This window comes from Streptomyces meridianus (assembly GCF_023703325.1).
In the GTDB taxonomy this organism is placed as follows: Bacteria; Actinomycetota; Actinomycetes; order Streptomycetales; family Streptomycetaceae; genus Streptomyces; species Streptomyces meridianus.
Genome location: NZ_JAMQGM010000039.1, coordinates 64,468 through 87,627, shown reverse-complemented (window position 1 = coordinate 87,627; position 23,160 = coordinate 64,468). Strand labels below are relative to the sequence as shown.

Below are 23,160 nucleotides of genomic sequence, written 5' to 3'. Positions count from 1 at the left end.
CTGCGGGCGTCCGGGCCGGTCGGCCTGCCCGGACGCTCGCGAGGTCCGCAGCCCGGTCAGGCCCCGCGCCGGTGCCCGGGCCGGCACAGACCCAGGAAGCAACCGGCGGCGGCCACCGCGCACACCAGCTGCACCACGGCCATCGGCACAGCGGTCCGCTCCCCCGCGATGCCCACGAGCGGTGAGGCGATCGCCCCGACGAGGAACGAGGACGTGCCCAGCAGGGCCGACGCCGAACCGGCGGCGTGCGGAGTGCGCATCAGGGCCTGGGCATTGGTGTTGGGCAGGGTGACGCCCATGGCCGACATCAGCACGAACAGCCCGGCGGCCACCGGAGCCAGGCCGACCGGCCCGAACACCCCCGTCGTCATCAGCAGCAGGGCCGTTGCCGCGGCGATGACGACGGCCAGGCCCACCGCGAGCACCTTGTCGAGGCTGACCCGGCCGACGAGGACCCGCCCGTTCAGCTGGCCGACCCCGATGAGGCCGATCGAGTTGAGACCGAACAGGAGGCTGAACGTCTGGGGCGAGGCGCCGAAGATCTCCTGGACGACGAACGAGGAGGCCGCGACGTAGGCGAAGAGCGCCGCGAAGGCGAAGCTGCCGGTGAGGGTGTAGCCGGTGAAGACCCGGTCACCGAGGAGCCCGCGCACCGTACGCAGCGTGGCCCGGAGTCCACCGGAGTGGCGCCGGTGCTGGGGGAGGGTCTCGTCCAGCAGCCGCCACACGACGAGGGTGAGGAGCACGCCGATCCCGGTGAGGACGACGAAGACGCCCCGCCAGTCGGTGATCCGCATGACCTGCCCGCCGACGACCGGCGCGATGATCGGCGCCGTCCCGGAGATCAGCATGAGCGTGGAGAAGAAGCGCGCCATGGCGAGGCCGTCGTAGAGGTCCCGGACGACGGCGCGGGCGATGACGATGCCCGCCGCACCGGCCAGGCCCTGCAACAGCCGGAAGGCGATGAGCAGTTCGACGGTCGGTGCCAGTGCGCAGACGGCGGTGGCGAGCACGTAGACGGCCAGGCCCGCCAGAAGGGGGCGCCGCCGGCCCCAGCGGTCGCTCAGCGGCCCGACCACCAGCTGTCCGAGTGCCATGCCGGCCAGGCACGCGGTGAGCGTCAGCTGCACGGTCGCGGCCGGGCTGTTCAGTGCCCCGGTGACCTGGGGCAGCGCGGGCAGGTACATGTCCATCGAGAGCGGGGGGAGGGCGGTCAGTGCACCGAGGATCAGCGTGACCAGCAGGCTCGCGCGACGCTGCCCGGAGTCGGCCGGAGGGGCCGGAACCGCCGGGTAACGGGCGGGCGGTTCGCCCCATGAGTGCCGGGCGGGCACGGATTCGGTTCCGGGGCTGGTCGGGACGGGCTCCCCCATCGCTCTCCTTCGTGTGGTCGCTGGGCACCGACTGCCCATGCTCTCAGCAATCCGCGGTCGTCGGGACCGCGGACCGCCCCCCAGGCCGGCGGGCCCGAAGGTCCGCCGGCCGCGGGCGGTGCCGCGGTGTGCGGCCGGTGTTCAGGCGGGCTGCAGCCCGGGGTTCCCCGCCTCCGTGACGAAGGACGCGGCGGTGGTGACGGGCGCCCCGGGCGTGGTGACCGCGGAGAGCGTGCGGTAGTCCGCTCGGGTCTTCTCCCGGTCGAGCGTGAGCCGCAGATACCCGCGGCGGCCGTTGTAGAACTTCATGTGCGGATTGGCAGCCATGTACTTCTCCCAGTTGGCCGGCTTGTCGACGCCGTCCTTGCCGCTGGTCACCGAGGTGGTGACGAACTCGGTGCCGACGGTGGGCGAGTCCGGGTCGGTGAAGTCCCGTTTGATGTCCATGCCGTAGCCGACGTGCACGTCGCCGGTCAGGACGACCAGGTTCTCCACTCCGGCGTCCCGGGCGCCGTCCAGCAGCCGGTCACGAGCCGCGGGGTAGCCGTCCCAGGCGTCCATGCTCAACTTGTAGGTCTCCGCGGTGGTGCTGCGCCGCCGGGAGAAGGTGACCTGCTGCGGAACGACGTTCCAGAGGGCCTGCGAGGAACGCCAGCCGTCGACGAGCCAGCGCTCCTGCGCGGCGCCCGCCATGGTGCGGGCGGGATCCTCGGACTCCGGCCCCGGGGCGTGCCAGACACCGCCGTACGCCTGGTCCGAGCGGTACTGGCGGGTGTCGAGCACATCGAACTGGGCGAGCCGGCCGTACCGCAGGCGCCGGTACAGCCGGGCGTCGGGGCCCCGGGGCCGCTGCGGGCGGCGCAGCGGCTGGTTCTCCCAGTAGGCGCGGTAGGCGGCGGCGCGGCGGACGAGGAACTCCTCCGGCGAAGAGCCGTCCTGAGGGACGGCTCCGGCGTAGTTGTTCTCGAGCTCGTGGTCGTCCCAGGTCGCGACGAACGGGTGCGCAGCGTGCGCGGCCATCAGGTCCGGGTCGCTCTTGTAGAGCGCGTAGCGCATCCGGTAGTCGTCGAGGGTGACCGTCTCCCGGGCGAAGTGCGCGGGCAGGACACGGTCGGTGTACCTGCGGGCGCCGCCGGCCGCGTCGACGGCGTATTCGTAGAGGTAGTCGCCGACGTGGAGCACGGCGTCCAGGTCCTCGTCCGCGAGATGGCGGTAGGCGGTGAAGTACCCGTCGTGGTACGCCTGGCAGGAGACGACGCCGAGGCGCAGCCCGGTCAGGCGGGCGTCGTGGGCGGGGGCGGTGCGGGTTCGCCCGACGGGGCTGATCCAGTGACCCGCACGGAAGCGGTAGTGGTAGACGCGGTCGTGGTCCAGTCCGTCCGCCTCGACGTGCACGGTGTGGTGGAACTCGGGGTGCGCCGTGGCGAGTCCGCGGGCTGCGATCCGCCGGAACCGCTCGTCGTGGGCGATCTCCCAGTGGACGGGGATGCGGACGCCGGGCAGGCCGCCGTCGGGTTCGTACGGGTGGGGCGCGAGTCTGGTCCACAGCACGATCCCGCCGGGCAGCGGGTCCCCGGAGGCGACTCCGAGGGTGAACGGCTCGGTCCTGAGGATACGGTCGTCACCTGCCGCCGCACGGGCCGTGCCCGGCACGGCGGTGACGAAGGCGAGTGCTGAGGCGGCTGCGGTGGCGGTGAGGAATCCCCGCCGGCCGAGGTGTGCGGCCGCGGCTCTCATCTCGCGCTCGTGGAATGCGAACGTCATCTGGCCCTCCCCTTGACGAATGTTGAGCACATCCGAGCGTCCGGGAAGGTCGGCCCGCTGTCACCGGTACAACACGGACACGGCGGGCGTGCGGAGATTTCGTGACGGTCGGACCTGTGGCTCTCCGATGCCGAAGAACGCATTTTCACTGACGCCCCACCATCTTTCGTCCCACAGCGGGTGATCAGGGACCAGTACGGGATCGACATCTTTTTCCCGGGATCCCGGGCACGAATTCGCCGGGCCGCGCACGGAGTTGCCCGACCGAGATCGGGATATGGCTTCGAATGCTCGCGGGGAAAGCGCTGTTCCTCTAGGGTTTGCCTCCGATCAGCCCAGCAATCCGCGGGACGCCGAACACCTGTGGTGCGGTGGGTGGTCCAGCGAAGGGCCCGAAACATCCGGGTCGCTCGTGCACGGCAGGACGGCTTCCCTCGAACTCCCCGGGGACGAGGCCTGTGGCCGCCACCGCCACCGCGCCCCCGCCCGGGGCGTGGCACGGCCGGCGGCTTCCTCTCATTCACCTACCTCGTAAGGCAAGGCAGAGATGGCCCGAGACGCTACAAAGACAACACACCCAGTGGACGAAGTGCTTCCACTGCCGAAGCTGTCCCTCTACGGATTCCAGCACGTCCTCGCGTTCTACGCGGGCGCGGTGGTCGTACCGATCATTCTCGGAAACGCCATTGGCCTCTCCCGCGAGGAACTCGTCTACCTGATCAATGCGGACCTGCTCACCTGCGGCGTCGCCTCGATCATCCAGGCGTGGGGCATATGGAAGATCGGCGCGCGACTGCCGCTGGTGCAGGGCGTGACCTTCACCGCAGTCTCCCCCATGATCGCCATCGCGCTGGGCGCGGGCGGGGGGACGGCCGGTCTGCTGGTCGTCTACGGCTCCGTCATCACAGCGGGCATCGCCACGTTCCTGTTCGCGCCGTTCTTCAGCAGGCTGCTCAAGTACTTCCCGCCGATCGTCATCGGAACCATCCTGACGATCATCGGCCTCGTGCTCATTCCCGTGGGCCTGACCGACGCGGCGGGCGGCGCACACCTGAAGGGCAAGCCGGAGTTCGGCGACCCGAAGAACCTGGCTTACGCCCTCGGCACCCTGCTCTTCATCCTTCTCGTCGTCAAGATCGGCAAGCCGGCGGTGCGCAGCATCGCGGTTCTGCTCGGCCTCGTCCTCGGCACCGTGGTCGCCTGGTTCCTGGGCGACGTGGACCTCGGCGGAGTCAGCGAGGCCGCCTGGTTCGGCATCAGCACCCCGTTCCACTACGGCTTGCCGAGGTTCGAGATCTTCCCGATCATCGCCATGATGATCGTCATGATGATCACCATGGTGGAGTCCACCGGTGACGTCTACGCCATCGGCGAGGTCACGGGCAAGAAGGTCGACAACGAGAGGGTCGCGGCCGCCCTGCGGGCCGACGGTCTCACGACCGTCATGGGCGGTGTCCTGAACTCGTTCCCCTACGTCGGGTTCAGCCAGAACATCGGTCTGGTGCGGATGTCCCGGGTGATGAGCCGCTACATCGTGGTCGCCGCCGGTGTCATCATGATCATTCTGGGCCTGCTGCCCAAGGCGGGGACCGTCGTCGCCGCCATCCCGGGCCCGGTGCTCGGCGGCGCGGCCGTCGCCATGTTCGGCATGGTCGCCTCGGTCGGCATCCAGATCCTGGGCAAGGCGGACCTCCGCGACGAGCGGAACGCCCTCATCCTCGCGGTCAGCCTGGGTGCCGCCCTGCTGCCGACGACTGTGACGCCGTTCTTCGAGCGGATGCCGGACGACGTCCGGGCCGTCCTGGACAGTGGAATCACGCTGGGCAGCCTCACGGCCATCGTGCTGAACCTGTTCTTCAACGTGCTCGGCCGCCGCGAGACCGTGGACATCGACTGGGACAAGGTGGAGGAGCAGGAGGCGCCGGCTCCTGCGAGCTGACGCCGCGGCCGGGAGGCCGGAACGACGGGCGGGCCGGGGCGACATGCCCCGGCCCGCCCGTCGTTCGACAGGTCCCGGCCCGGCTGACCGGGCGCCCCGTCACCGGGTGTGCGAGGAGAACGGCGCGGCCTCGCCGGCCTCGCCCACGAGCTCCCAGAAGTGGTCGACGAGGTTGCGCAGGAACGCGGACCGCTCGGCGGCTATCTCCCGCAGGCGGGCGTCGTCGTTGCGGGCCACGAGATGGCCCATGTAGCGCTCGGAGAAATCCGAGTACTCGGCGTGCAGGGCTCGCAGGACGTCGCTCACCCGGGTCTCGTTGACCGTGACGATCTGCGAGACCGGTCCGACGTACGCCTTCCAGCGGCCTTCGATCGCCGATCGAAGGAGGCCGCCCAGTTCGTCGGACTGGCCGATGACGGAGACGAGTTGGCGCAGGGTCAGGCCCAGGGCGTCGGCCAGCGCCCGGGTCTGCCGGTAGTCGCCGTCCCAGGTTTCGTTCTCCTCCGCGTATGTGTAAACGTCGAGGTCCATGCCGATCCTCAACGCGAGTCGCTCGGCGGTGAGTTGGCGAGCGAGACGGAGTTCCCTGAGCGTCTGCGGTTCCAGGCCCATCAAGGTCGCCACCGGACACCAGAGCACGTCCGCCAGCGCAAACAGTTCGGTTTCGGCAGGGATGTGGGAACCGGACTCCCACGCGTCGATGAAATCGGGGTGGACAGGCACCCCGCACGTCGCCATGGACTGAGCCACTTGGTAGGGCGTCAACCCCATTCTGTCGCGTGCCGCTTTCAGCTCGGCAGGGGAAAACGGAGGTCTGTACACCGGTAAGACACCTCACTGCACCCACAGAGTCGTCGGGGTGTTCGGAAGAGTGGCTGATGGAGGATCGTCCAGGGGATGGCAGATTAACAGATGAAGGAGTCGTAGGAATTGCCAATCGCAGCATGATCCAACGGAGTTGAACATTGTTCATGCACCGGAACTCCGGCGATGGATTTTCCGCCGCCCGATTGGCATATGCCGATCATCTGTCCCGTTTCCGCCACGGTCTTCCTCATAACTTCCCGAGACCTTCCGGCAGCCCCGGTCCGGCGAACACCGGACCGGGGCTGCGCAGGAGCCTCCTGCCCTCAGAACCCGTACGGATTCCTGAGGTAGGCAAGCGAAAAGTTACCCGTGTTCCCGAAATACTGCGACACGAGATAGGCGGGGTCGGTGGCGATCACTCCGGCCTGGAGGTCGTCACCGTCGTCGGAGTCGTCCCAGGCCCACGGCGCGTGCGCGGCGTTGTCCTTGCCGTTGTCCCCCGAGAAGGCCCCGTAGGAGGCGTAGGTCTCGGGGTTGTTGCGCCGCTCCCACAGGCTTCCGGCCGCCGTCAGGTCGACGAGACCGTACGAGGCGGCACGGTCGTTGCCGCCGGACGGGACGAAGCCCGCACCGCGGCTGGGGTGGTAGACGATGCCGTCCCCGCCCGGGAAGGAGCCGCCGTCCCAGGCGTAGGCGCCGTGGCCGCGGGCCTCCTGGAAGCTGGTGGGGTGGGGCGCGCCGTCGAAGCTCTGCATGACGAGGGTGCCGTCGATGTTCTCGCGGCCGTCGGTGAACGGACTGCCGGGCGGCACGTAGGAGTAGAAGTTGTTGTGGGCGAGGGTCACCACGGCCTCCAGGCTCCCGTACTGGCTGCCGTCCTTGCGGACCACCTCCAGTTGCCCCTCCATGTCGTTCTCGTGGGAGAACGCGTTGACCGGGTAGTCCTTCCAGTCGCGGGGGTGGAAGAAGGCGTAGGTCAGGTACCAGTGGGTTCCGGTCTCGGCCACCGAGTAGTACACCGCGCCGGTCAGCCGTCCGGCGTCGGCGTCCAGGTTGTCCCAGTTGTTGCGTGCGTTCCAGTCGCCGTCGTAGTCGACCGTCGAGAGGTAGTCGGCCGTGTAGTAGGACGAGGACGTGTCCTGGTAGTGGACCGGGGCCCAGCGGTAGGCGAGTTCGGCGTCGCCGGGGGCGGCCTGGGCCGGGGCGGGAGCGACGAACAGCGCGGTGACGGCGAGGGCCGCGGCGGGAATGACGGCGAGAGCCGGTCTCCAGCGTGACATGGACATCTCCAATCTGGGGGACGTCCATATCCTGGAGGGGTTGTGGTGCGGTGTCAGGAGTTCGCCTGCGAATTCCCGGGAGAACCGGCATCCCGCCCCCGGCCGGGGGCGTCGTCCGACAGCCGGGACCGGCCACGAGGGCCGGCCCCCGACAGGATCAGGACCCCCGACCGGGCACGTCACGCGGACCGCCTCCGGCCGGAACCCCGCACGGACAGCGGCTCAGCGGACGGACTCCGCCTCCCTCGGAGCGGCAGCCGCGGGCTCACGGGTCCGCAGGCCCTCGCCCTCGATGTCGACGTTCGGCAGTGCCCGGTCCAGCCATCGGGGCAACGACCAGGCCCTCTCGCCGAGGAAGGACATCACCGCCGGGACCAGCGTCAGACGGACCACGAACGCGTCGACGAGCACGCCGAACGCCAGGGCGAAGCCCATCGACTTCACCACCGAGTCCTCCACGAGGACGAACCCGGCGAACACCGAGATCATGATGAGGGCTGCGGCGACCACGACCCGGGCGCAGTGGCCCACCCCGGACACGACGGCATCCGCCGCCGTCTCGCCGTGGACGAAGTCCTCGCGCATCCGGGAGACCAGGAACACCTCGTAGTCCATCGCCAGCCCGAACAGGATGCCGATCAGCAGGATCGGCAGGAAGCTGACCAGCGGACCCGCGGTGTCGACGCCGACCAGGTGCGACAGCCATCCCCACTGGAAGACGGCCACGGTCGCGCCGAACGTCGCACCCAGGCTGAGCAGGAATCCGGCGGTCGCCTTGAGCGGCACCAGGACCGATCGGAACACCAGCATGAGCAGCACGAAGCTCAGCCCGACAACCACGAGGAGGTAGACCGGAAGCGCGGCACGCAGTTTTGTCCGAGACGTCGACGCCGACCGCCGTGACTCCGGTCAGCGAGATCCCGGTTCCGGTGGCACGCTCGACCGGAGCCAGGTCGTCGCGCAGATCGCGCACCAGGTCGAACGTCTCCGGGTCGCTGGGGCCGGACCGCGGGACGACCGCCACCAACGCCGTCCGGCCGTCCTTGCTGGTCTGCGGCGGGGCAACGGCCAGGACGCCGGCCCTGTCCGCGACGGTGGACGCCCGCTGCACGCTGGTCCGCACGTCCGACGGGGTGTCGGCATGGACGACCATCACCAGCCGGCCGTTGAAGCCCTCACCGAACCCCTCGGACACGAGGTCGTAGGCCTGCCGCTTGCTCGATCCCGCCGGGGCCGTTCCGTCGTCGGGCAGCGCGAGCTGCATACCGGCCGCGGGAACGGCCAGAGTGGCCAGGACCGCCACACCGGCCAGCAGGAGCGGGACCCGTCCCCGCATCACCAGACGGCCCCAGGCGAAACCTCCGTTCGTGGTGGTGTCCTCGAGATCCTCCTGGCCCGCCCCCGCGGCATCGGCCTTCCGCTGACGCCGCGACAGCACCTTGTCGCCCGCGAAACCGAGGAGTGCCGGGAGCAGGGTGACCGCGACCAGGACCGCGATGGTCACCGTGCCGGCGGCGGCGAGCCCCATGACCGTCAGGAAGGGGATGCCCACGATCGCGAGGCCCGCGAGCGCGATCACCACCGTCAGTCCGGCGAACACCACGGCCGAGCCGGCGGTTCAGACGGCGCGCGCGGCCGACCGCCTCCTCCCGGTCGAGGCCGATGGCGACGTTGTGGCGGTAGTGGGAGAGGCAGATGCCGCAGTGTCTGCTGCAACGGCACCGACGACACCTCGGACAGGAAGGCCGGCTCTTCGGTCTTCCATTGCGTCAGCATCGCCGAGGTGGCGTTGTAGTTCACCCGTTCCTGGCGCTGGAACCACGCCACCGTGCGTGCTTCCAACGCCAGGTTGTAGACCTTGCGGACACACCCGAACGTGCGCGACAGCTCCGCCGCCTGCTCGTTCGTGGGGTGGAAGCGGTACTTGAACGCCCGCTTCACCGGCTTGGTCTTCACATCTCACAAACTATCAGCACTGTTCGTGAAGATCCCACTGTCAGAACGAATACGCACCGAGCCTCCGCCGCTTCGCGGCTCCGGGCCAAGGATGCGTTTCCTCCCCGAGCTGAAGCACGGGGTATCCACGCAAGGAGTGTGGGATGAACAGCGAGTAGTCGATGCCGACGGCCAGCCCCGGCATCAGGGCCGGCACCGGGGCCGTGGCGGACATGTCGAGGGTGTGTCCCACCATCGTGATCCCGGCCATTCCGGCGCCCACCCCGGCCAGGGCGTTGACCATGGTCATGCCCGCGGCCATGAGGGAACCGAAGGTGATCACGAGGACGACCAGCGCCACCGCGACACCGATGCCCTCGGTCGATCCGACCTCCGGCTCGACGAACAGCGGCTCCCCGCCCGCGGCGATCCGCCAGCCCTCCGGGGCGTCGGCACCCAGATCCTCGTAGGCGGAGCGTTCCCGGTCGGTGAGCCGGTCGGCGGTCTCGGCGAACTGCACGCTCAGCAGCGTGTACCGGCCGTCCTTGCCGATCGCCCGGGTGTCGTAGGGGCTCATCGCGCCCAGCACACCGGGCAGTTCGTTCGCCTCGCGCACGGTCGTCAGGACCTGTCGCCGGTTCTCCGGCTCCAGCAGGCTCTCCCCGGCGGGGGCGCGCACCACGACGGTTCCGGACGCCCCGCCGGCCTCGGGGAATTCGTGGGCCAAAGCGTCCAGCGCCCGCTGGGACTCGGTGCCGGGAATGGTGACACCGGAGGTGGGTGCTTTGCCGACTGCGGCCACGCCGGCTATCAGCGCGCCGAGCAGGACCAGCCAGATCGCCGTCACGAGGCCGCGGCGGCGGAATCCGGAGCGCCCGATCCTGTAGAGCAGGTCGGCCATGGAGGCACTCCTGGGGTGAGGGTGGGTATCGGAAAGGCCGGACGGCCTCAGATGCCGGGGCGGGAGACCTCAGCGGGGTCGACCTGGAAGATGCGCATGCCGATCTCCAGCAGCGCCGCGGCGAGTTCGTCGCCGACGTCCTGCATCTCCAGGCAGGCGCCCAGCACCCCGTGCCGGAAGATGTGGGCCGCGGCGCGGTCGGCCGGTGTGGGGTGGGGGCCGAACAGCATCGTCGTCGCCTGCTCGATCCGCTCCAGGACGGTCGTCACCGCGGGGCTGATGACCGCGAGTTCCTCGAGTCCGCGCAGCATCGCCAGTGCGGCGCGGTTCCGGATGGTCAGCGCGACGGACATCTCCAGGACGCGTGCCGTGCGGCCGGATTCCGGCGGGGTGACCAACTCGCGCAGAATGTCGTCGAGTTCGTCGTTGAGGCTGGCGATCAGGGCGTCGAGGATCGCTGTCTTGGTCTCGAAGTGGTAGAGCAGTGCGGCATTCGAGCAGGACACCTCGTCGGCGATCATCTGCAGCGAGGTCGCCTGGAACCCGAGCGTGCTGAACAGGGCGCTGGGCGGCGGTGAGAATCTCCCGCCGCAACGCGTCGCGCGGAGACTTTGACCGTCCGGTCAGGTTCCGCAGTGTTGCCTCGGCCACACGGGAGTCGGCGGAAGAGGCGGTGCGGACCCCGGTGTTGGCGGCACGGCCAACGGCGAAGGGCCTCCGACGCAGGTCGGAGGCCCTTGGGCAAAACCGGGGCGGCAGACGAGTCGAGCTGTACGCCGGGTTCTGTCTCCGGCGGGCCTCGCGGCCCGCAGGGAGGCGGTCATCCATCTGGGACCGGCGTTGCCGCCGGCCTCGTGCGGTCCACCCGCGGACTCGGGCGGGCAGCCCTCGATCATCCGCGCAGGGCCGCCTCGCGGCGGCCCCTCTTGACCTTGCTCCGGGTGGGGTTTACCGAGCCGTCCGAGTCACCTCGGACGCTGGTGGTCTCTTACACCACCGTTTCACCCTTACCGGGGACCGAAGCCCCCGGCGGTCTGCTTTCTGTGGCACTGTCCCGCGGGTCACCCCGGGTGGGTGTTACCCACCACCCTGCCCTGTGGAGCCCGGACGTTCCTCGGCAGGACCGTAAGTCCTGACGCGACCGCCCGCTCGGCTCGTCTGCCGTACGGCCATGGTACCCGCAGGAAGATCCCCTCCCAGCCGGAGCCCGGTGGCCGGGCACCCCTCGCGGTCGGGGACCATGGACGGCACGGCGGTGCACCCGGACCGCCCCCGTCCGCCACCGCCCTGCGGCCGTCGTCCGAGCCGCCGGGAGAGACAGACCCCGAGGAGAACACCGTGCTCGTGCTGTTGCCGCCGTCCGAGGGGAAAGCCACGGACGGCTCGGGTGCGGCCCTGCAACTGGACCGCCTGTCCCTGCCGGGCCTGACCGAGCACCGGTCGGTGGTTCTCGACGAGTTGACGGCGCTGTGCGCTGCGGACGAGGACAAGGCGCGCGCGGTCCTCGGGATCGGCGAGGGCCTGCGCGGCGAGGTGGCCCGGAACGCGACTCTGCGCGAGGCCCCGGCCCGGCCGGCCGGGGAGATCTACACGGGCGTCCTCTACGACGCGCTGGGCCTCGATTCGCTCGACGCCTCGGCGCGTGCCCGCGCCGAGGCCGCCCTGATCGTCTTCTCCGGGCTGTGGGGCGCACTGCGGATCACCGACCGGATCCCCGCCTACCGCTGCTCGATGGGCGTGAAGCTGCCGGGGACCGGCGCACTCGGACGGTACTGGCGCGCGCCGATGACAGGGGTGCTGCCCGAGGAGGCCGACAGCGGCCTGGTCCTGGACCTGCGGTCGGCCGCGTACGCCGCCGCGTGGAAGCCGGCGGGCGAACTCGCGGAACGCACCGCGACCCTGCGCGTTCTCCATGCGCGGACCGTCGACGGCGTCGAGAAGCGTTCGGTGGTCAGCCACTTCAACAAGGCGACGAAGGGACGGCTGGTCCGCGACCTGCTGACAGCGGGCGCGGAACCGGCGTCCCCGCCAGAGCTCGTCACCGCCCTGCGGGACCTCGGCCACACCGTGGAGTCCCGGCCGCCGGCCAGGGCGGGCACGCCCTGGCAGCTGGACGTCGTGGTGACCGAGATCCACTGACGGGCCGCCGCCGGTCAGGGCTGGTTGCGCGCTGCGCAACGGTCGTTGCGCTGTGCACACGCCCGGGGCGAGGATGGCGTGCATGACCTCTGTGCTCGACCTCGCGCCCGTCGTCCCCGTGGTGGTGCTGGAGGACGCCGCCGACGCCGTGCCCCTGGCCCGGGCCCTGGTGGCCGGCGGGCTTCCCGCGATCGAGATCACCCTGCGCACGCCTGCCGCGCCGGACGCGATCCGCGCCGTCGCCGAGGAGGTGCCGGAGGCCGTGGTCGGTGCGGGCACGGTGATCGGTGCCGAGGGGGTGCGAACCGCGGTCGCCGCGGGGGCACGCTTCCTGGTGAGCCCCGGCTGGACCGACGGCCTCCTCCAGGCGATGCGCGGCACCGGCCTGCCGTTCCTGCCGGGGGTCTCCACCGTGTCGGAGGTCGTGGCGCTGCTCGAACGCGGCGTGACCGAGATGAAGTTCTTCCCGGCGGAGGCCGCCGGCGGCACCGCCTACCTCGCGTCCCTGTCCGCCCCGCTGCCGCAGGCCCGCTTCTGCCCGACCGGCGGCATCGGCCCCGGCTCCGCGCCGTCCTATCTGGCGCTGCCCAACGTGGGCTGTGTGGGCGGGACATGGATGCTCCCCCGGGACGCGATCCGCGCGAAGGACTGGGGGCACGTGGAGCGGCTGGCCGCGCAGGCGGCGGCCCTGCGCGGCTGACCGGCGCCCGGCCGGAGGGCCGCTCGGGGCCGGGCCGGCATCCTCCGCGACAACCGCCCGGCCGCGCCGCCCGGCCGTCAGCGCAGGTGGCCGGTGTCGTTCAGCAGCCGCAGCGAGGCATTGCCGTCTCCGTAGTAAGCCACCGCCGAGAGCGAGGCCGCCGAGACGTCCATCCGGAACAGGGCTTCCGGCGGCGCCCCGAGGGCGAGGCGGACCAGCGTCTTGACCGGGGTGACATGGGTGACCAGCAGCACCGTGCGTCCCGCGTACCGGGCGATGAGCTTGTCGCGGGACAGCGCGATCCGCCGGGCCGCGCTCGCGAAGGACTCGCCGCTGCCGGTGGGCGCGGCCTTCGCCGAACCCAGCCAGGCGTTCAGGTCGTCCGGGTACCGTTCGCGGACCTCGGCGAAGCTGAGGCCCTCCCAGGCCCCGAAGTCCGTCTCGCGCAGCCCTTCGTCGACCCGGACCTCCAGGCCGAGCCGGGCCGCGACCGCGTCGGCGGTCTCCCGGCAGCGGCGCAGCGGGGAGCTGACGACCGCCTGCACCGTGCCGCGCGCGGCGAGCGCCGCAGCGGCGGCCTCCGCCTGCCGGTGACCCGCGGCCGAGAGCGACGGGTCCGCACCGCCGCTGCCCGAGAAGCGCTTCTGCGCGGTGAGTTCGGTCTCCCCGTGCCGCAGCAGGACGAAGGTGGTCGGTGTTCCGAGGTCGGCGGAGGTCGCCCAGGCGCCGGGGGCCGGCTGCGGGGGCGCCTCCTCGGGTTCCGGCGTCGCGTCCCGGCGTCCGGCTGCCGGGGCTCGACCGACCGGCCGTGCCCCGGCGCCGAGCTCGGCCGTCGAATCGGCGGCCCGCCACTGCCGGCCCCGCCGGCCCGCGTCCATCGCCTCGTTCGCCAGCCGGTCGGCGTGCTTGTTCCGCTCACGCGGGATCCACTCGTAGGTCACCCGGCCGGGAGCGAAGACGGACTTGGCCTCGGCGGCCAGCGGGCGCATGTCGGGGTGCTTGATCTTCCAGCGGCCGGACATCTGCTCGACGACCAGCTTGGAGTCCATGCGCACCCGGACCGACGCCTGCGGGTCCAGTGCATGGGCCGCGCGCAGTCCGGCGATCAGTCCCCGGTACTCGGCCACGTTGTTGGTCGCTGTGCCGATGAACTCGGCGGCCTCCGCGAGGGTTTCGCCGGTCGTCGCGTCCAGGACGACGGCCCCGTACCCGGCGGGCCCGGGATTGCCCCGGGAGCCGCCGTCAGCCTCGACGACGAAGCTGCGGGCCATGGCCTACAGGCCCGAGTCGGGCGTACGGACCAGGATGCGGCGGCAGTTCTCGCACCGCACAACCTCGTCCGGGGCCGCGGCACGCAACTCGTTCAGCTCGGTGATGTTCAGCTCGAGCCGGCAGCCCTCGCAGCGCCGCTGGTAGAGGCGGGCCGCTCCGACGCCGCCCTGCTGGGTGCGCAGCTTCTCGTAGAGCTTCATCAGGTCGGCGGGCACGGCGGCCGCGACGGCCTCACGTTCCTTGGTGGCCGTGGCGATCTCGGCGTCGATACCGCCGGACGCCTCCTCCCGACGGGCCGCGGTGTCCTCGGACTTGGCGGCCACCGCCTCGACCCGCTCCGACAGCTCGCGCACCCGCTCCTGCACGGACTCGCGGCGCTCCATCACCTCGAGGACGACGTCCTCGAGGTCGCCCTGACGCTTGGCCAGCGACGCGATCTCGTGCTGGAGGTTCTCCAGGTCCTTCGGGGAGGTGACGGCGCCGGAGTCGAGCCGCTCCTGGTCACGGACGGCGCGCTTGCGCACCTGGTCGACGTCCTGTTCCGCCTTGGTCTGTTCGCGGGCGGTGTCACTCTCCTCGGTCTGTGCGGCGACCAGCAGGTCGCGCAGCTCGGCGAGATCGGCGTCGAGCTTCTCGATCTCCGCGTGCTCGGGGAGGCTCCTGCGCTTGTGCGCGAGCTGCGAGAGACGGAGGTCGAGAGCCTGGACGTCGAGCAGTCGGATCTGGTCGGCGGGCGCGGCGTTCAGCGGGGGGCTCCTGGGGTGTCGGTGTCCCCCGCGCCGGTGGCCGGGGGAGGGTTGGCGGAGGACGACGCCACGTGGGCGGTCCAGGGGTCGGTGACCGTGCGGGAGACGTGGGTGCGCAGATTCCAGCCGTGACGGTCGGAGATCTCGTCGAGCTGCGCGGCGGCCTGCTCCGTCCACGGCCACTCGGTGGCCCAGTGCGCGGCGTCCAGCAGAGCGGGGCCGCCGCCGGTGGGCATGGCTGCCTGCTGCTGCGCCTCGGAGGCGGGGTGGTGCCGCAGGTCGGCAGTGACGTACACGTCCGCTCCGGCCGCACGCACCACGTCGAAGAGGCTGTCGCCGGAGCCGCCGCAGACGGCGACCGTACGCACCTCGCGCTCCGGATCCCCGGCCACCCGGATCCCGGCGGCGGTGGCGGGCAGCCGGGAGGCCGCGCGCTCGGCGAAGGCGGCCAGCGTGACCGGTTCGTCGAGCTCGCAGATCCGGCCGAGGCCGCGGCGGCCCGCCGGGTCGTCCGTGTCGGGGACGAGCGGGGCGGTCACCCGCAGCCCGAGCGCTCCGGCGAGGGCGTCGGAGACGCCCGGGTCGGCGCGGTCGGCGTTGGTGTGGGCCACGTGCAGCGCGATGCCGTTGCGGATCAGGGTGTGGACCACCCTGCCCTTGAACGTGGAGGCGGCGACGGTCGTCGTGCCGCGCAGATAGAGCGGGTGGTGGGTGACGAGGAGGTCCGCGCCGAGGCGGACGGCCTCGTCGACGACCTCCTGGACCGGGTCGACGGCGAAGAGGACGCGCTCCACCCGGGCCTCGGGGTTCCCGGTGTCACCACAGACGGTGCCGACGGCGTCCCACTGCTCGGCCTGACCGGGGGGCCAGAGAGCCTCGAGCGCGGCGATGACTTCAGACAGTGCGGGCACGGGTCAGAGGTTACCTGCCGGACGGGTCGGTCAGCTCTGCCGCGGTCGGCCGCCGGCCGCTGCGGCCGGGTGCGGCGGCCGCGCGCGGTGGAGGGTCGGGAGAACACCGGGCAAAGCACACTCACCGCCCCGAGTTCAGCCGAATCGAGCGGCAGACACCCTTATGTGTGAAGGGAACCCCGGTCGCACTGGTGCGCGTGATCTGCGATTAACTACGTTCGGTTTCCGGGAGGTGACGCACGGATGACTGCTTGTGCCATCGAAGCCGCCGCGAGCAGCGGCGGGACGGTCCGGACCGCGCTCACGATCGGTGCGGACGGTTCCTACGCGGCCCGCCTGGTCCCGGGCGGCGAAGGGTGCTGGTACCCGGAGCGCTGGACGCTCGCCGGCCCGGAGCCGTACGCCGTCCCGCTGCCGGTCAACCAGCCCGAGGACGAGGACTGCGCCGTACTCCCGCTGTCCGACGGGCGGGTGCTGATCCGCCGCCGCGCGGGTGAGCAGTTCGTCTTCGCGCTGCTGTACCCCTCGGGGGACGGCACGGGCGAGGTCGCTCTCGGCGGCGTCGGGTGTTCGGAGTTCACGCTCGTCCCGCAGGCGGCGGACGACCCCCGGGTGTACGGCCTGGCGCCCGGCGAGACGTCGACGGAGCTGTGGCTGGTGCACGACCCGCGGTTCGTGGCACCGCTCGCCTCCGGCGGTACGGACTCCGGCGGCCCGCGGCGGATCACCCGGCTGCCGGGGCGCTGTTCCGGGGGCGTCCGGCTCGACCGCACCGGCGATCTGCTCGCCGTGGACCAGGAACTCGACGGCCGTACGAAGTCGGTCGTGGTCGACCTGCGGCGCGGTGGGCTGGTGACACCGCTGCTCCAGCTCACCGAGAAGAGCAACGACCGGCTGCTGATGGCCGACCCGGACAGCGGCCTGCTGATCGTGCGCTCCGACGCCCCCGGGCACGACCGGATGGGCTGGGGTGTGCTCGGCAGCAGCCGTCCGGTCCGCTTCCCGGAGTGCCTGCGGCTGCCGGACGCGGCGGTGACCCCGTTCGCCCTGCAGCCCGGACAGGCACTGCTGCCCGAGCAGTGCGCGGTCGCGCTGCGGATCGACGGCGCCCGCGGCAGCTGGGTGGGCGTGTGGCGGCCCTGCGACCGGCGGCTGCGCCAGTTCCCGGCGCCGGACGGCTGGCTGACCGGCGCCGGACTGTGGACACGGGAGGGCGAGTTGCACCTGCCGTACGCCACGTTCCAGGTGCCCTGCGGGCTGGCCCGCACCACGACCCCGGCCCTGCCCGTGATGATGCCGTCGCAGCACGAGCCGGAGGGATCCGACGAACGGTCCCGCCGCCCGGTTCCGGGGCCCGGCACCGGCCCGTCGGAGGCGAACGCGAGTGCCGACGCAACCGTCACCGGCCCGGAGCCGGAACCGGCAGCCGGGCCCGGGAGCGGAACGGCTCCGGAGTCCGCAACGACCCCCCGAAGCGCACCGGCCGCCGGAACCACGCCAATCACCGGCACCGCTCCCGCCGACCGGCCGACGGGGGTGGAGACGGGGCCCGGCCCCTCGGATCCCGGGCCCGGTTCGCCCCTCCCGCTTCCGGGTCCGGCCACCGGACCCGTCCCCCTGCAGAGGGCTCTGATCCCGGTCCGCCGGGCCTCCTGAGCGTCGGCCGTCCCGGAATGCCGGGGGCCGCATTCCGTTGGCCGACTGTCGGCGCCCCCGATTAGGCTTCGTGCTGTTCCGGCCACCGAAAGGCCCCGGCCACCTGCGGTGATGTCCCGGTGCCACCGGCGTCCGGCCCAACGCGCACAGCAGCAAGCGAAATCGACGGAGTGACTCAACTGATGTCCGAAGCCACGAACAGCACGGCAGAGGCGCACCCCCGAGAGGTGTCCGCCGATTCCTCCGGTCCCGGCAGGCACCGCGGCACCGCCTCCCGCGAGGAATCGGCGACCGCAGGCCGGGGCCGTCACCGGCGCCCCAACAACGAAGCATCCTGACAACCGGATGCCTCACGTCGGCCGTCGCGTCCCGTAACGCGGCGGCCGTTGGCGTGTGCGGCCGCTCCTGGGACATGCCGACGCCGTGGGACACCGCCCGCCACGGCCGGCGTTGCCGCAACCGTGACATCCGTACTGCCCGACCACGGACATCGGGCCCTGCCCGGACAGCCGCGCAGCCCGTACCGTCGGTGCCATGACGATGACAGAGGGCACACCCCGGGCGGTGTCCGTGACGGGGGCGGTCAGAACCTACGGCACGGTGCGCGCCGTGGACGGAATCGACATGTCGATCGCCCGCGGCGAGACCGTGGCGCTCCTGGGCCGCAACGGGGCCGGCAAGACGACGTCCATCGGACTCCTGCTCGGGCTCGAGGAACCGGAAGCGGGCGACGTCCGCCTGTTCGGCGGCCCTCCCCGGCGCGCCGTCGGTGCGGGCCGGGTGGGCGCGATGCTCCAGGAGGGACGGCTCATCCCCCGCGTCACCGTGCGGGAGTTGGTCACCTTCGTCGCCCACAGCTACCCGCGGCCGCTCCCCGTGCGGGAGACCCTGGAGCTGGCGGGCCTGGACGACGTGGCCGACCGGCGTGCCGACCGCCTGTCCGGAGGCCAAACCCAGCGGGTGCGGTTCGCCCTCGCGCTGGCCGGCAATCCGGAGCTGGTCGTCCTGGACGAGCCGACGGCCGCTCTGGACGTCGAGGCCCGGCGGTCGTTCTGGACCTCCATGAACCGCTACGCGCAGCGCGGGAACACCGTCCTTTTCTCCACCCACTACCTGGAGGAGGCGGACGGCAATGCCGACCGGGTCGTCGTCATCGACCGCGGCCGGATCGTCGCCGACGGCAGCGGCGAGGAGGTCAAGCGGGCGGTGGGCGGCAATCTGGTCTCGTTCGACCTCGCCGGGTCCGGCACCGCATGGCTGCGGGACCTGCCCGGTGTGCTGTCCGTGGAGGTGCGCCGGGACCGGGCGTTCCTCCGCACCACCGATTCGGACGCCACCGTCGTCGCGCTGGCCCGGCTGGGCGCCCTGCGCCGGCTGGAAGTGACCGCGGCCAGCCTGGAGGACGCCTTCCTCGCCCTGACCGCCGCGCCCCGTCCCGAAGGAGCGACCCGATGATCCGCTACGCCTGGCTGGAGGTGCGGCGGACGCTGCGCGAACCCGCCTTCGTCATCTTCGGGGTCGGCATGCCGGTCCTGATGTACCTGCTGTTCACCCGCCTGGGAGGCGGCGCCGACGGGGACTGGGCGGCGACGGCGATGGTCGGCATGGCCGCCTACGGGGCGCTGGGGTCGGCGCTGAGCCAGGGGACGGTCCTCGCCGAGGACAAGACCCTCGGCTGGCTGCGGCAGTTGCGCGTGACACCGCTGCGTCCGGTCGAGATCGTCGCCGGGCGGGCGCTGACGGCCTCGGTGGTCGTCCTCCCGGCGATCGTCGTCGTGCTGGCGGCGGGGGCACTCGTCAACGGGGTTTCGCTGCACGCCTGGCAGTGGGGTGCGCTCGCCTTCCTGCTCTGGATCGGTACCGCGCCGTTCACCCTGCTCGGGCTCGGCAACGGCTACCACCTGTCCGCCCAGACCACGGGCCTGGTGAACATGGGCTGCACCCTGCTGCTGTCCATCATCGGAGGGCTGTGGTTCCCGTCCACGCTCCTCCCGGACTGGCTCGGGGGCATCGCGCAGTGGACACCCGCTCACAGCTTCGCCGAACTGGGACTGAGCGTCACCCGCGGATCGCATCCCACGGCCGGGACGGTGAGCGTGCTCGCCGGCTGGCTCCTCCTCTTCGGCGGCTACGCGGTGCACGCCTACCGCCGTTCGGCACGAAGGGTCTGACCCATGGCCGACGCAGCGACGGCGCCGCCCCCGGCCGACGCGTCCGACCGCCCCGGACCACCGAGGGGCTTCGCCTTCCTGCCCTGGCTGCTGCTGGGCGCGGGATCCTTCGCCAACCTCCTCCGGGGCGAGACCCCCGACCCGTGGATCGGCGGGGCAGGCCTGCTGCTCTTCAACACCCTCTACATCGCGGTGGTGTCGCGCGCCTGGTGCCCCCGGCGGAGGAAGAGCCGTTCCACCTGGTGGCTGCTGGCCGCCCAGGGCGCCGTCACCTGCACCCTCGCCGCCGGATACGGCGACTCGTGGCTGCTGTTCCTGCCGTTGTTCGCCCTCGCCTGCGGCACCGTGCTGCGGGGGCGGGTGCTGTTCCCGGTGCTGATCCCGCTGAGCGTGTTCGCCGGGGCCGTCGGCTGGGCGGGCGGCGAGGGCATCACGTACACCATGACGATCGGCTACGGCACCCTCATGTCCGGGCTCATGGCCTCGGCCCTCGTCCGGCTCGCCGACACCGTCCGCGAACTGGACGGGACCAGGCAGGAGTTGGCGCGCAGCGCCGTGGAACGGGAACGGCTGCGCTTCTCCCGGGATCTGCACGACCTGCTGGGCCACACGCTGTCGGTCGTGGTGGTGAAGGCCGAGGCGGTGCGGCGGCTGGCCTCCCGGGACCTGGGGGCCGCGCTCGCGCAGGCCGCCGACATCGAATCGGTGGGCCGGCGGGCCCTCATCGAGGTCCGGGATGCGGTCACCGGGTACCGTGCGGGCAGTCTGGACACGGAACTGGACCGTGCCCGCTCCGCCCTCGGCGCCTGCGGCATCGAGGCGGTGGTACGGCAGTCGGGCCCTCCGCTGGAGCCACGGACCGAGGCGCTGCTCGGCTGGGTCGTGCGGGAGGGGGTCACCAACACCGTGCGGCACAGCGGAGCGGACCGCTGCGAGATCGAGGTCCGCGGTTCGTCGCACGAGGTCCTGCTGGAGATCACGGACGACGGGCGGGGCGGCGCCGGCGAACGGCACACTGCCGGCACCGGGTTGACCGGGCTGGCCGAACGGATGGCGGACGCGGGCGGGTTCCTGGACGCGGGCCCCCGCGCGGGTGGCGGCTTCCGTGTGACGGCGGGCCTGCCTGCCGGCGCGGAGTACGAGAGGGAGGGCGGCCTTCGGTGATCCGGGTCCTACTGGCCGAGGACCAGCGCATGATGCGGGGGGCCCTCGCCCTGCTGCTGGGGCTGGAGGAGGACATCGACGTGGTCGCCCAGGTCGAGAGAGGGGACGGGATCGTACCCGCCGCGCGGGAGACCCGGCCCGACGTCGCCCTCCTCGACATCGAACTGCCCGGCCTCAGCGGGCTGGACGCCGCGGCGAGGCTGCGCGAGGAAGTGCCCGGCTGCAGGGTCCTGATCCTCACCACCTTCGGGCGGCCCGGGTACCTGCGGCGGGCGATGGAGGCGGGTGCGGCGGGATTCCTGGTCAAGGACGGTCCGGTGGAGGAACTGGCCGTCGCCGTCCGGCGCGTGCTGGACGGCGAGTCGGTGATCGACCCGGCGCTGGCGGCCGCCGCCCTCGGCGCCGGCCCGAATCCGCTGACCGGGCGGGAGTGCGAGGTGCTGACGGCCGCCACGGACGGCGGGACGGTGGCGGACATCGCCGCCGAGCTCCACCTGTCCCCGAACACCGTCCGCAACTACCTGTCGTCCGCCATCGGAAAGACGGGCAGCCGCAACCGCATGGAGGCGGTACGTGCGGCACGCCGCCAGGGCTGGCTCTGAGCGTGCCGCTCCGCCCGCTCCGGAGCACGGGAACCTCCGGCGGGACATCACGTCCGCAGGTGGGACGCCCCGTTGAGGTCCAGCACGGCTCCCGAGCTCCACTCGGCCTGCGGCGAGGCGAGCCACAGCACGGCGTCGGCGATTTCCCCGGGCCCGGCGACCCGGCCGAACGGGCTCTGGGCACGGATCGCCTCACCCTGCTCCCCCGCCAGCCGGTGGGCGACGCGTTCGGTGTCGATGAAGCCGGGTGCCACCGAGGTGACGGCGATGCCGTGCGGGGCGAGGGCGACCGCCAGCGACTGGCCGAGTGCGTGCACGGCCGCCTTCGTGGCCGCGTACGCCGGGTGGTCCGGCTCGCCACGGAAGGCCCCGCGCGAACCGATGTTGACGATCCGGCCGCCGGAGCCCCGGTCGATCATGATCCGGGCAGCGGCGTGGCTGAGATTGGCCGTGCCCAGCAGATTGACGTCGACGTGCAGCTGCCAGGCCGCCGCCCAATCCTCGGACTCCGTACCGGCAGGCGGGTGGGGGGTGTTGACGGCCGCGTTGTTGACCAGGACATCGAGCCCGCCGAGGCCTTCCGCCGCATCCCGGGCCAGCGCCGCCGCCTGCCCGGGGTCCGCCAGGTCCGCACCGAGCAGGACGTGACCGGTGCCGGGCAGCCCGGCGAGGGTCCGTTCGGCCTCCTCCCGGCGGGAGCCGTAGTGCACGGCGACCCGGTCGCCGTTGGCCGCGAAGGCGTGGGCGACGGCACGCCCGAGTCCGCGTGCGGCACCGCTGACCAGGACCCGGCGTCCGGTGGCGGGGAACGGAGGCGTTCCGGGACGGGGCGCGGTCACGGCGCGACGAACAGGCCGGGGAAGCCCGCGGCGAGCCACGGCTTGCGGCCCCAGGCGAACACCTTGCCGCGGCCCATGACCGACCGGATCCGGCGGCGGCCGAGGGCGAGCAGGAAGAATTCGACGGGGTGGCCCGAGATCGTGCAGTCGACAGGTCCGGTGCCGGCGGCATCCGCTCCCGCACCGGCGGACTGCAGGCGGACGTCGGGGACTCCGTCGGTGAAGACGACGGTGAAGCCCGTACCGCCCCACAGCTTCATCCGGTACCGGGCGGTGAGGCCCGCGGCCGACGGGTGGACGACCCGGGGCATGGCATTGGCGAAGAACGGGAGGGTCAGCTCGACCCGCTTCCCGTCGACCATGTGCGGACGGCGGAGGGCGGCGGCGATGTCGTAGCCGTGTCCCATGATGTGGGTCAGCAGGTAGGAGCCGAAGGTGCGCATGTCCATGGGCCCCATCGGGGTCAGCACGGGGTCCCCGGGAGCCCGCTGCGCCGCGGCCTCGGTGAACGCCCTGGTGTGACGGGTGATTTCGCCGGCCAGCACCGCCGGGTCGCGCTCCGGGTAGGCCTTGAGGGAGTCCTCGTTGGCGGCGGCGAGGCCGCCCGGGGTGCCGTCCCCGTAGCTGTGCTCCTCGCCCCGGGCCAGCGCCGCCATGAACGCGTTGGCCAGCGCCAGATGCGCCGCCGCCTCGCCGACGTTCCACTCGGCGCCGGGGATCCGCGCGGTGACGTCGGCCCCGGGGCGCAGCAGTGCGGCCGTCTCCTCTGCCGCTCCGTGGAGGGCTTCGGTCAGGGGCGCGGTCAGCGCGGAGCGGAGTGCTGAATCGGTCATGGGCGTGAAGCCTGGTCCAGTGGCGGGCTCCTGTCCAGGTGGTGTCCACGATGCGTCCGGCTCGGTCCGGGGCCCCCGTGCGGGGGCGCGTGACGACAGCGACGTCACGTACGGCACCATGGCCCGCA

The 23,160-nt window shown here is 72.1% G+C and carries 19 protein-coding genes, 1 other RNA gene and 2 pseudogenes; 8 read left to right on the top strand and 14 right to left on the bottom strand.

Going from position 1 to position 23,160, the window contains the following annotated elements:
- Positions 1–56 precede the first annotated feature (56 nt).
- On the bottom strand, positions 57–1,373 hold the full coding sequence (locus tag M1E25_RS18685) for a multidrug effflux MFS transporter (protein WP_251417055.1): 1,317 nt from the start codon (positions 1,371–1,373) through the stop codon (positions 57–59).
- Positions 1,374–1,514: 141 nt separating this feature from the next.
- Complete coding sequence (locus M1E25_RS18680) at positions 1,515–3,137, bottom strand: alkaline phosphatase D family protein (RefSeq protein WP_251417053.1); 1,623 nt, start codon at positions 3,135–3,137, stop codon at positions 1,515–1,517.
- A 547-nt stretch (positions 3,138–3,684) separates the two neighbouring features.
- Here M1E25_RS18680 and M1E25_RS18675 point away from each other — a divergent pair.
- Complete coding sequence (locus M1E25_RS18675) at positions 3,685–5,076, top strand: nucleobase:cation symporter-2 family protein (protein WP_251417050.1); 1,392 nt, start codon at positions 3,685–3,687, stop codon at positions 5,074–5,076.
- 99 nt (positions 5,077–5,175) lie between these two features.
- Here M1E25_RS18675 and M1E25_RS18670 read toward each other — a convergent pair whose 3' ends face one another.
- The 7 genes and pseudogenes from M1E25_RS18670 to rnpB form a co-directional block, all read right to left on the bottom strand.
- On the bottom strand, positions 5,176–5,847 hold the full coding sequence (locus M1E25_RS18670) for a transcriptional regulator (RefSeq protein WP_251417048.1): 672 nt from the start codon (positions 5,845–5,847) through the stop codon (positions 5,176–5,178).
- A gap of 359 nt (positions 5,848–6,206) precedes the next feature.
- Positions 6,207–7,163, bottom strand: coding sequence for a hypothetical protein (locus tag M1E25_RS18665; protein WP_251417046.1), 957 nt, complete (start codon positions 7,161–7,163; stop codon positions 6,207–6,209).
- A 222-nt stretch (positions 7,164–7,385) separates the two neighbouring features.
- Positions 7,386–8,851: pseudogene (locus tag M1E25_RS26010) on the bottom strand (MMPL family transporter); the annotation flags it as partial.
- Between the two features lie 4 nt (positions 8,852–8,855).
- Positions 8,856–9,119, bottom strand: a pseudogene (locus M1E25_RS18650) (helix-turn-helix domain-containing protein); the annotation flags it as partial.
- 40 nt (positions 9,120–9,159) lie between these two features.
- Entirely contained in the window at positions 9,160–9,999 is an 840-nt protein-coding gene (locus tag M1E25_RS18645) for an MMPL family transporter (protein WP_251417042.1), read from the bottom strand.
- Positions 10,000–10,046: 47 nt separating this feature from the next.
- A complete protein-coding gene (locus M1E25_RS18640) occupies positions 10,047–10,559 on the bottom strand; it encodes a TetR/AcrR family transcriptional regulator (protein ID WP_372501095.1) in 513 nt (170 codons plus the stop codon).
- Between the two features lie 196 nt (positions 10,560–10,755).
- Positions 10,756–11,156: RNase P RNA component class A (gene rnpB, locus M1E25_RS18635), an RNA gene on the bottom strand.
- A gap of 181 nt (positions 11,157–11,337) precedes the next feature.
- Here rnpB and yaaA point away from each other — a divergent pair.
- Both yaaA and eda read left to right on the top strand, forming a co-directional pair.
- Positions 11,338–12,138, top strand: coding sequence for a peroxide stress protein YaaA (gene yaaA / locus M1E25_RS18630; protein WP_251417038.1), 801 nt, complete (start codon positions 11,338–11,340; stop codon positions 12,136–12,138).
- A gap of 82 nt (positions 12,139–12,220) precedes the next feature.
- Positions 12,221–12,838, top strand: coding sequence for a bifunctional 4-hydroxy-2-oxoglutarate aldolase/2-dehydro-3-deoxy-phosphogluconate aldolase (gene eda, locus M1E25_RS18625; RefSeq protein ID WP_251417036.1), 618 nt, complete (start codon positions 12,221–12,223; stop codon positions 12,836–12,838).
- 77 nt (positions 12,839–12,915) lie between these two features.
- Here eda and M1E25_RS18620 read toward each other — a convergent pair whose 3' ends face one another.
- From M1E25_RS18620 to M1E25_RS18610, 3 genes are read right to left on the bottom strand one after another with little or no spacing between them, the layout of a single operon-like run.
- On the bottom strand, positions 12,916–14,109 hold the full coding sequence (locus tag M1E25_RS18620; RefSeq protein WP_251417034.1) for a bifunctional RNase H/acid phosphatase: 1,194 nt from the start codon (positions 14,107–14,109) through the stop codon (positions 12,916–12,918).
- A 3-nt stretch (positions 14,110–14,112) separates the two neighbouring features.
- The gene (locus M1E25_RS18615) at positions 14,113–14,856 is read right to left on the bottom strand and encodes a zinc ribbon domain-containing protein (protein ID WP_251417150.1); all 744 of its coding nucleotides are present in this window, start codon (positions 14,854–14,856) and stop codon (positions 14,113–14,115) included.
- On the bottom strand, positions 14,853–15,767 hold the full coding sequence (locus tag M1E25_RS18610; protein ID WP_251417033.1) for a Nif3-like dinuclear metal center hexameric protein: 915 nt from the start codon (positions 15,765–15,767) through the stop codon (positions 14,853–14,855). The genes M1E25_RS18615 and M1E25_RS18610 overlap by 4 nt, the downstream gene beginning before the upstream one ends.
- Before the next feature lie 243 nt (positions 15,768–16,010).
- On the opposite strand from M1E25_RS18610, the gene M1E25_RS18605 reads away from it, so the two are divergent.
- The 5 genes from M1E25_RS18605 to M1E25_RS18585 all read left to right on the top strand — a co-directional run bounded on the left by M1E25_RS18605 (position 16,011) and on the right by M1E25_RS18585 (position 21,360).
- Positions 16,011–17,423, top strand: coding sequence for an RAD23 family protein (locus M1E25_RS18605; protein ID WP_251417031.1), 1,413 nt, complete (start codon positions 16,011–16,013; stop codon positions 17,421–17,423).
- A gap of 534 nt (positions 17,424–17,957) precedes the next feature.
- A complete protein-coding gene (locus M1E25_RS18600; protein WP_251417029.1) occupies positions 17,958–18,878 on the top strand; it encodes an ABC transporter ATP-binding protein in 921 nt (306 codons plus the stop codon).
- Positions 18,875–19,594 (top strand): ABC transporter permease, encoded by a 720-nt coding sequence (locus M1E25_RS18595; RefSeq protein ID WP_251417027.1) that lies wholly within the window; start codon positions 18,875–18,877, stop codon positions 19,592–19,594. Before M1E25_RS18600 ends, M1E25_RS18595 begins: the two co-directional genes overlap by 4 nt.
- A 3-nt stretch (positions 19,595–19,597) precedes the next feature.
- On the top strand, positions 19,598–20,758 hold the full coding sequence (locus M1E25_RS18590) for a sensor histidine kinase (protein WP_251417024.1): 1,161 nt from the start codon (positions 19,598–19,600) through the stop codon (positions 20,756–20,758).
- A complete protein-coding gene (locus tag M1E25_RS18585; RefSeq protein ID WP_308290446.1) occupies positions 20,755–21,360 on the top strand; it encodes a response regulator in 606 nt (201 codons plus the stop codon). The genes M1E25_RS18590 and M1E25_RS18585 overlap by 4 nt, the downstream gene beginning before the upstream one ends.
- A 47-nt stretch (positions 21,361–21,407) precedes the next feature.
- Here M1E25_RS18585 and M1E25_RS18580 read toward each other — a convergent pair whose 3' ends face one another.
- Both M1E25_RS18580 and M1E25_RS18575 read right to left on the bottom strand, forming a co-directional pair.
- A complete protein-coding gene (locus tag M1E25_RS18580) occupies positions 21,408–22,199 on the bottom strand; it encodes an SDR family NAD(P)-dependent oxidoreductase (RefSeq protein WP_251417022.1) in 792 nt (263 codons plus the stop codon).
- Positions 22,196–23,032, bottom strand: coding sequence for a maleylpyruvate isomerase family mycothiol-dependent enzyme (locus M1E25_RS18575; protein ID WP_251417020.1), 837 nt, complete (start codon positions 23,030–23,032; stop codon positions 22,196–22,198). The genes M1E25_RS18580 and M1E25_RS18575 overlap by 4 nt, the downstream gene beginning before the upstream one ends.
- Positions 23,033–23,160: the final 128 nt, after the last annotated feature.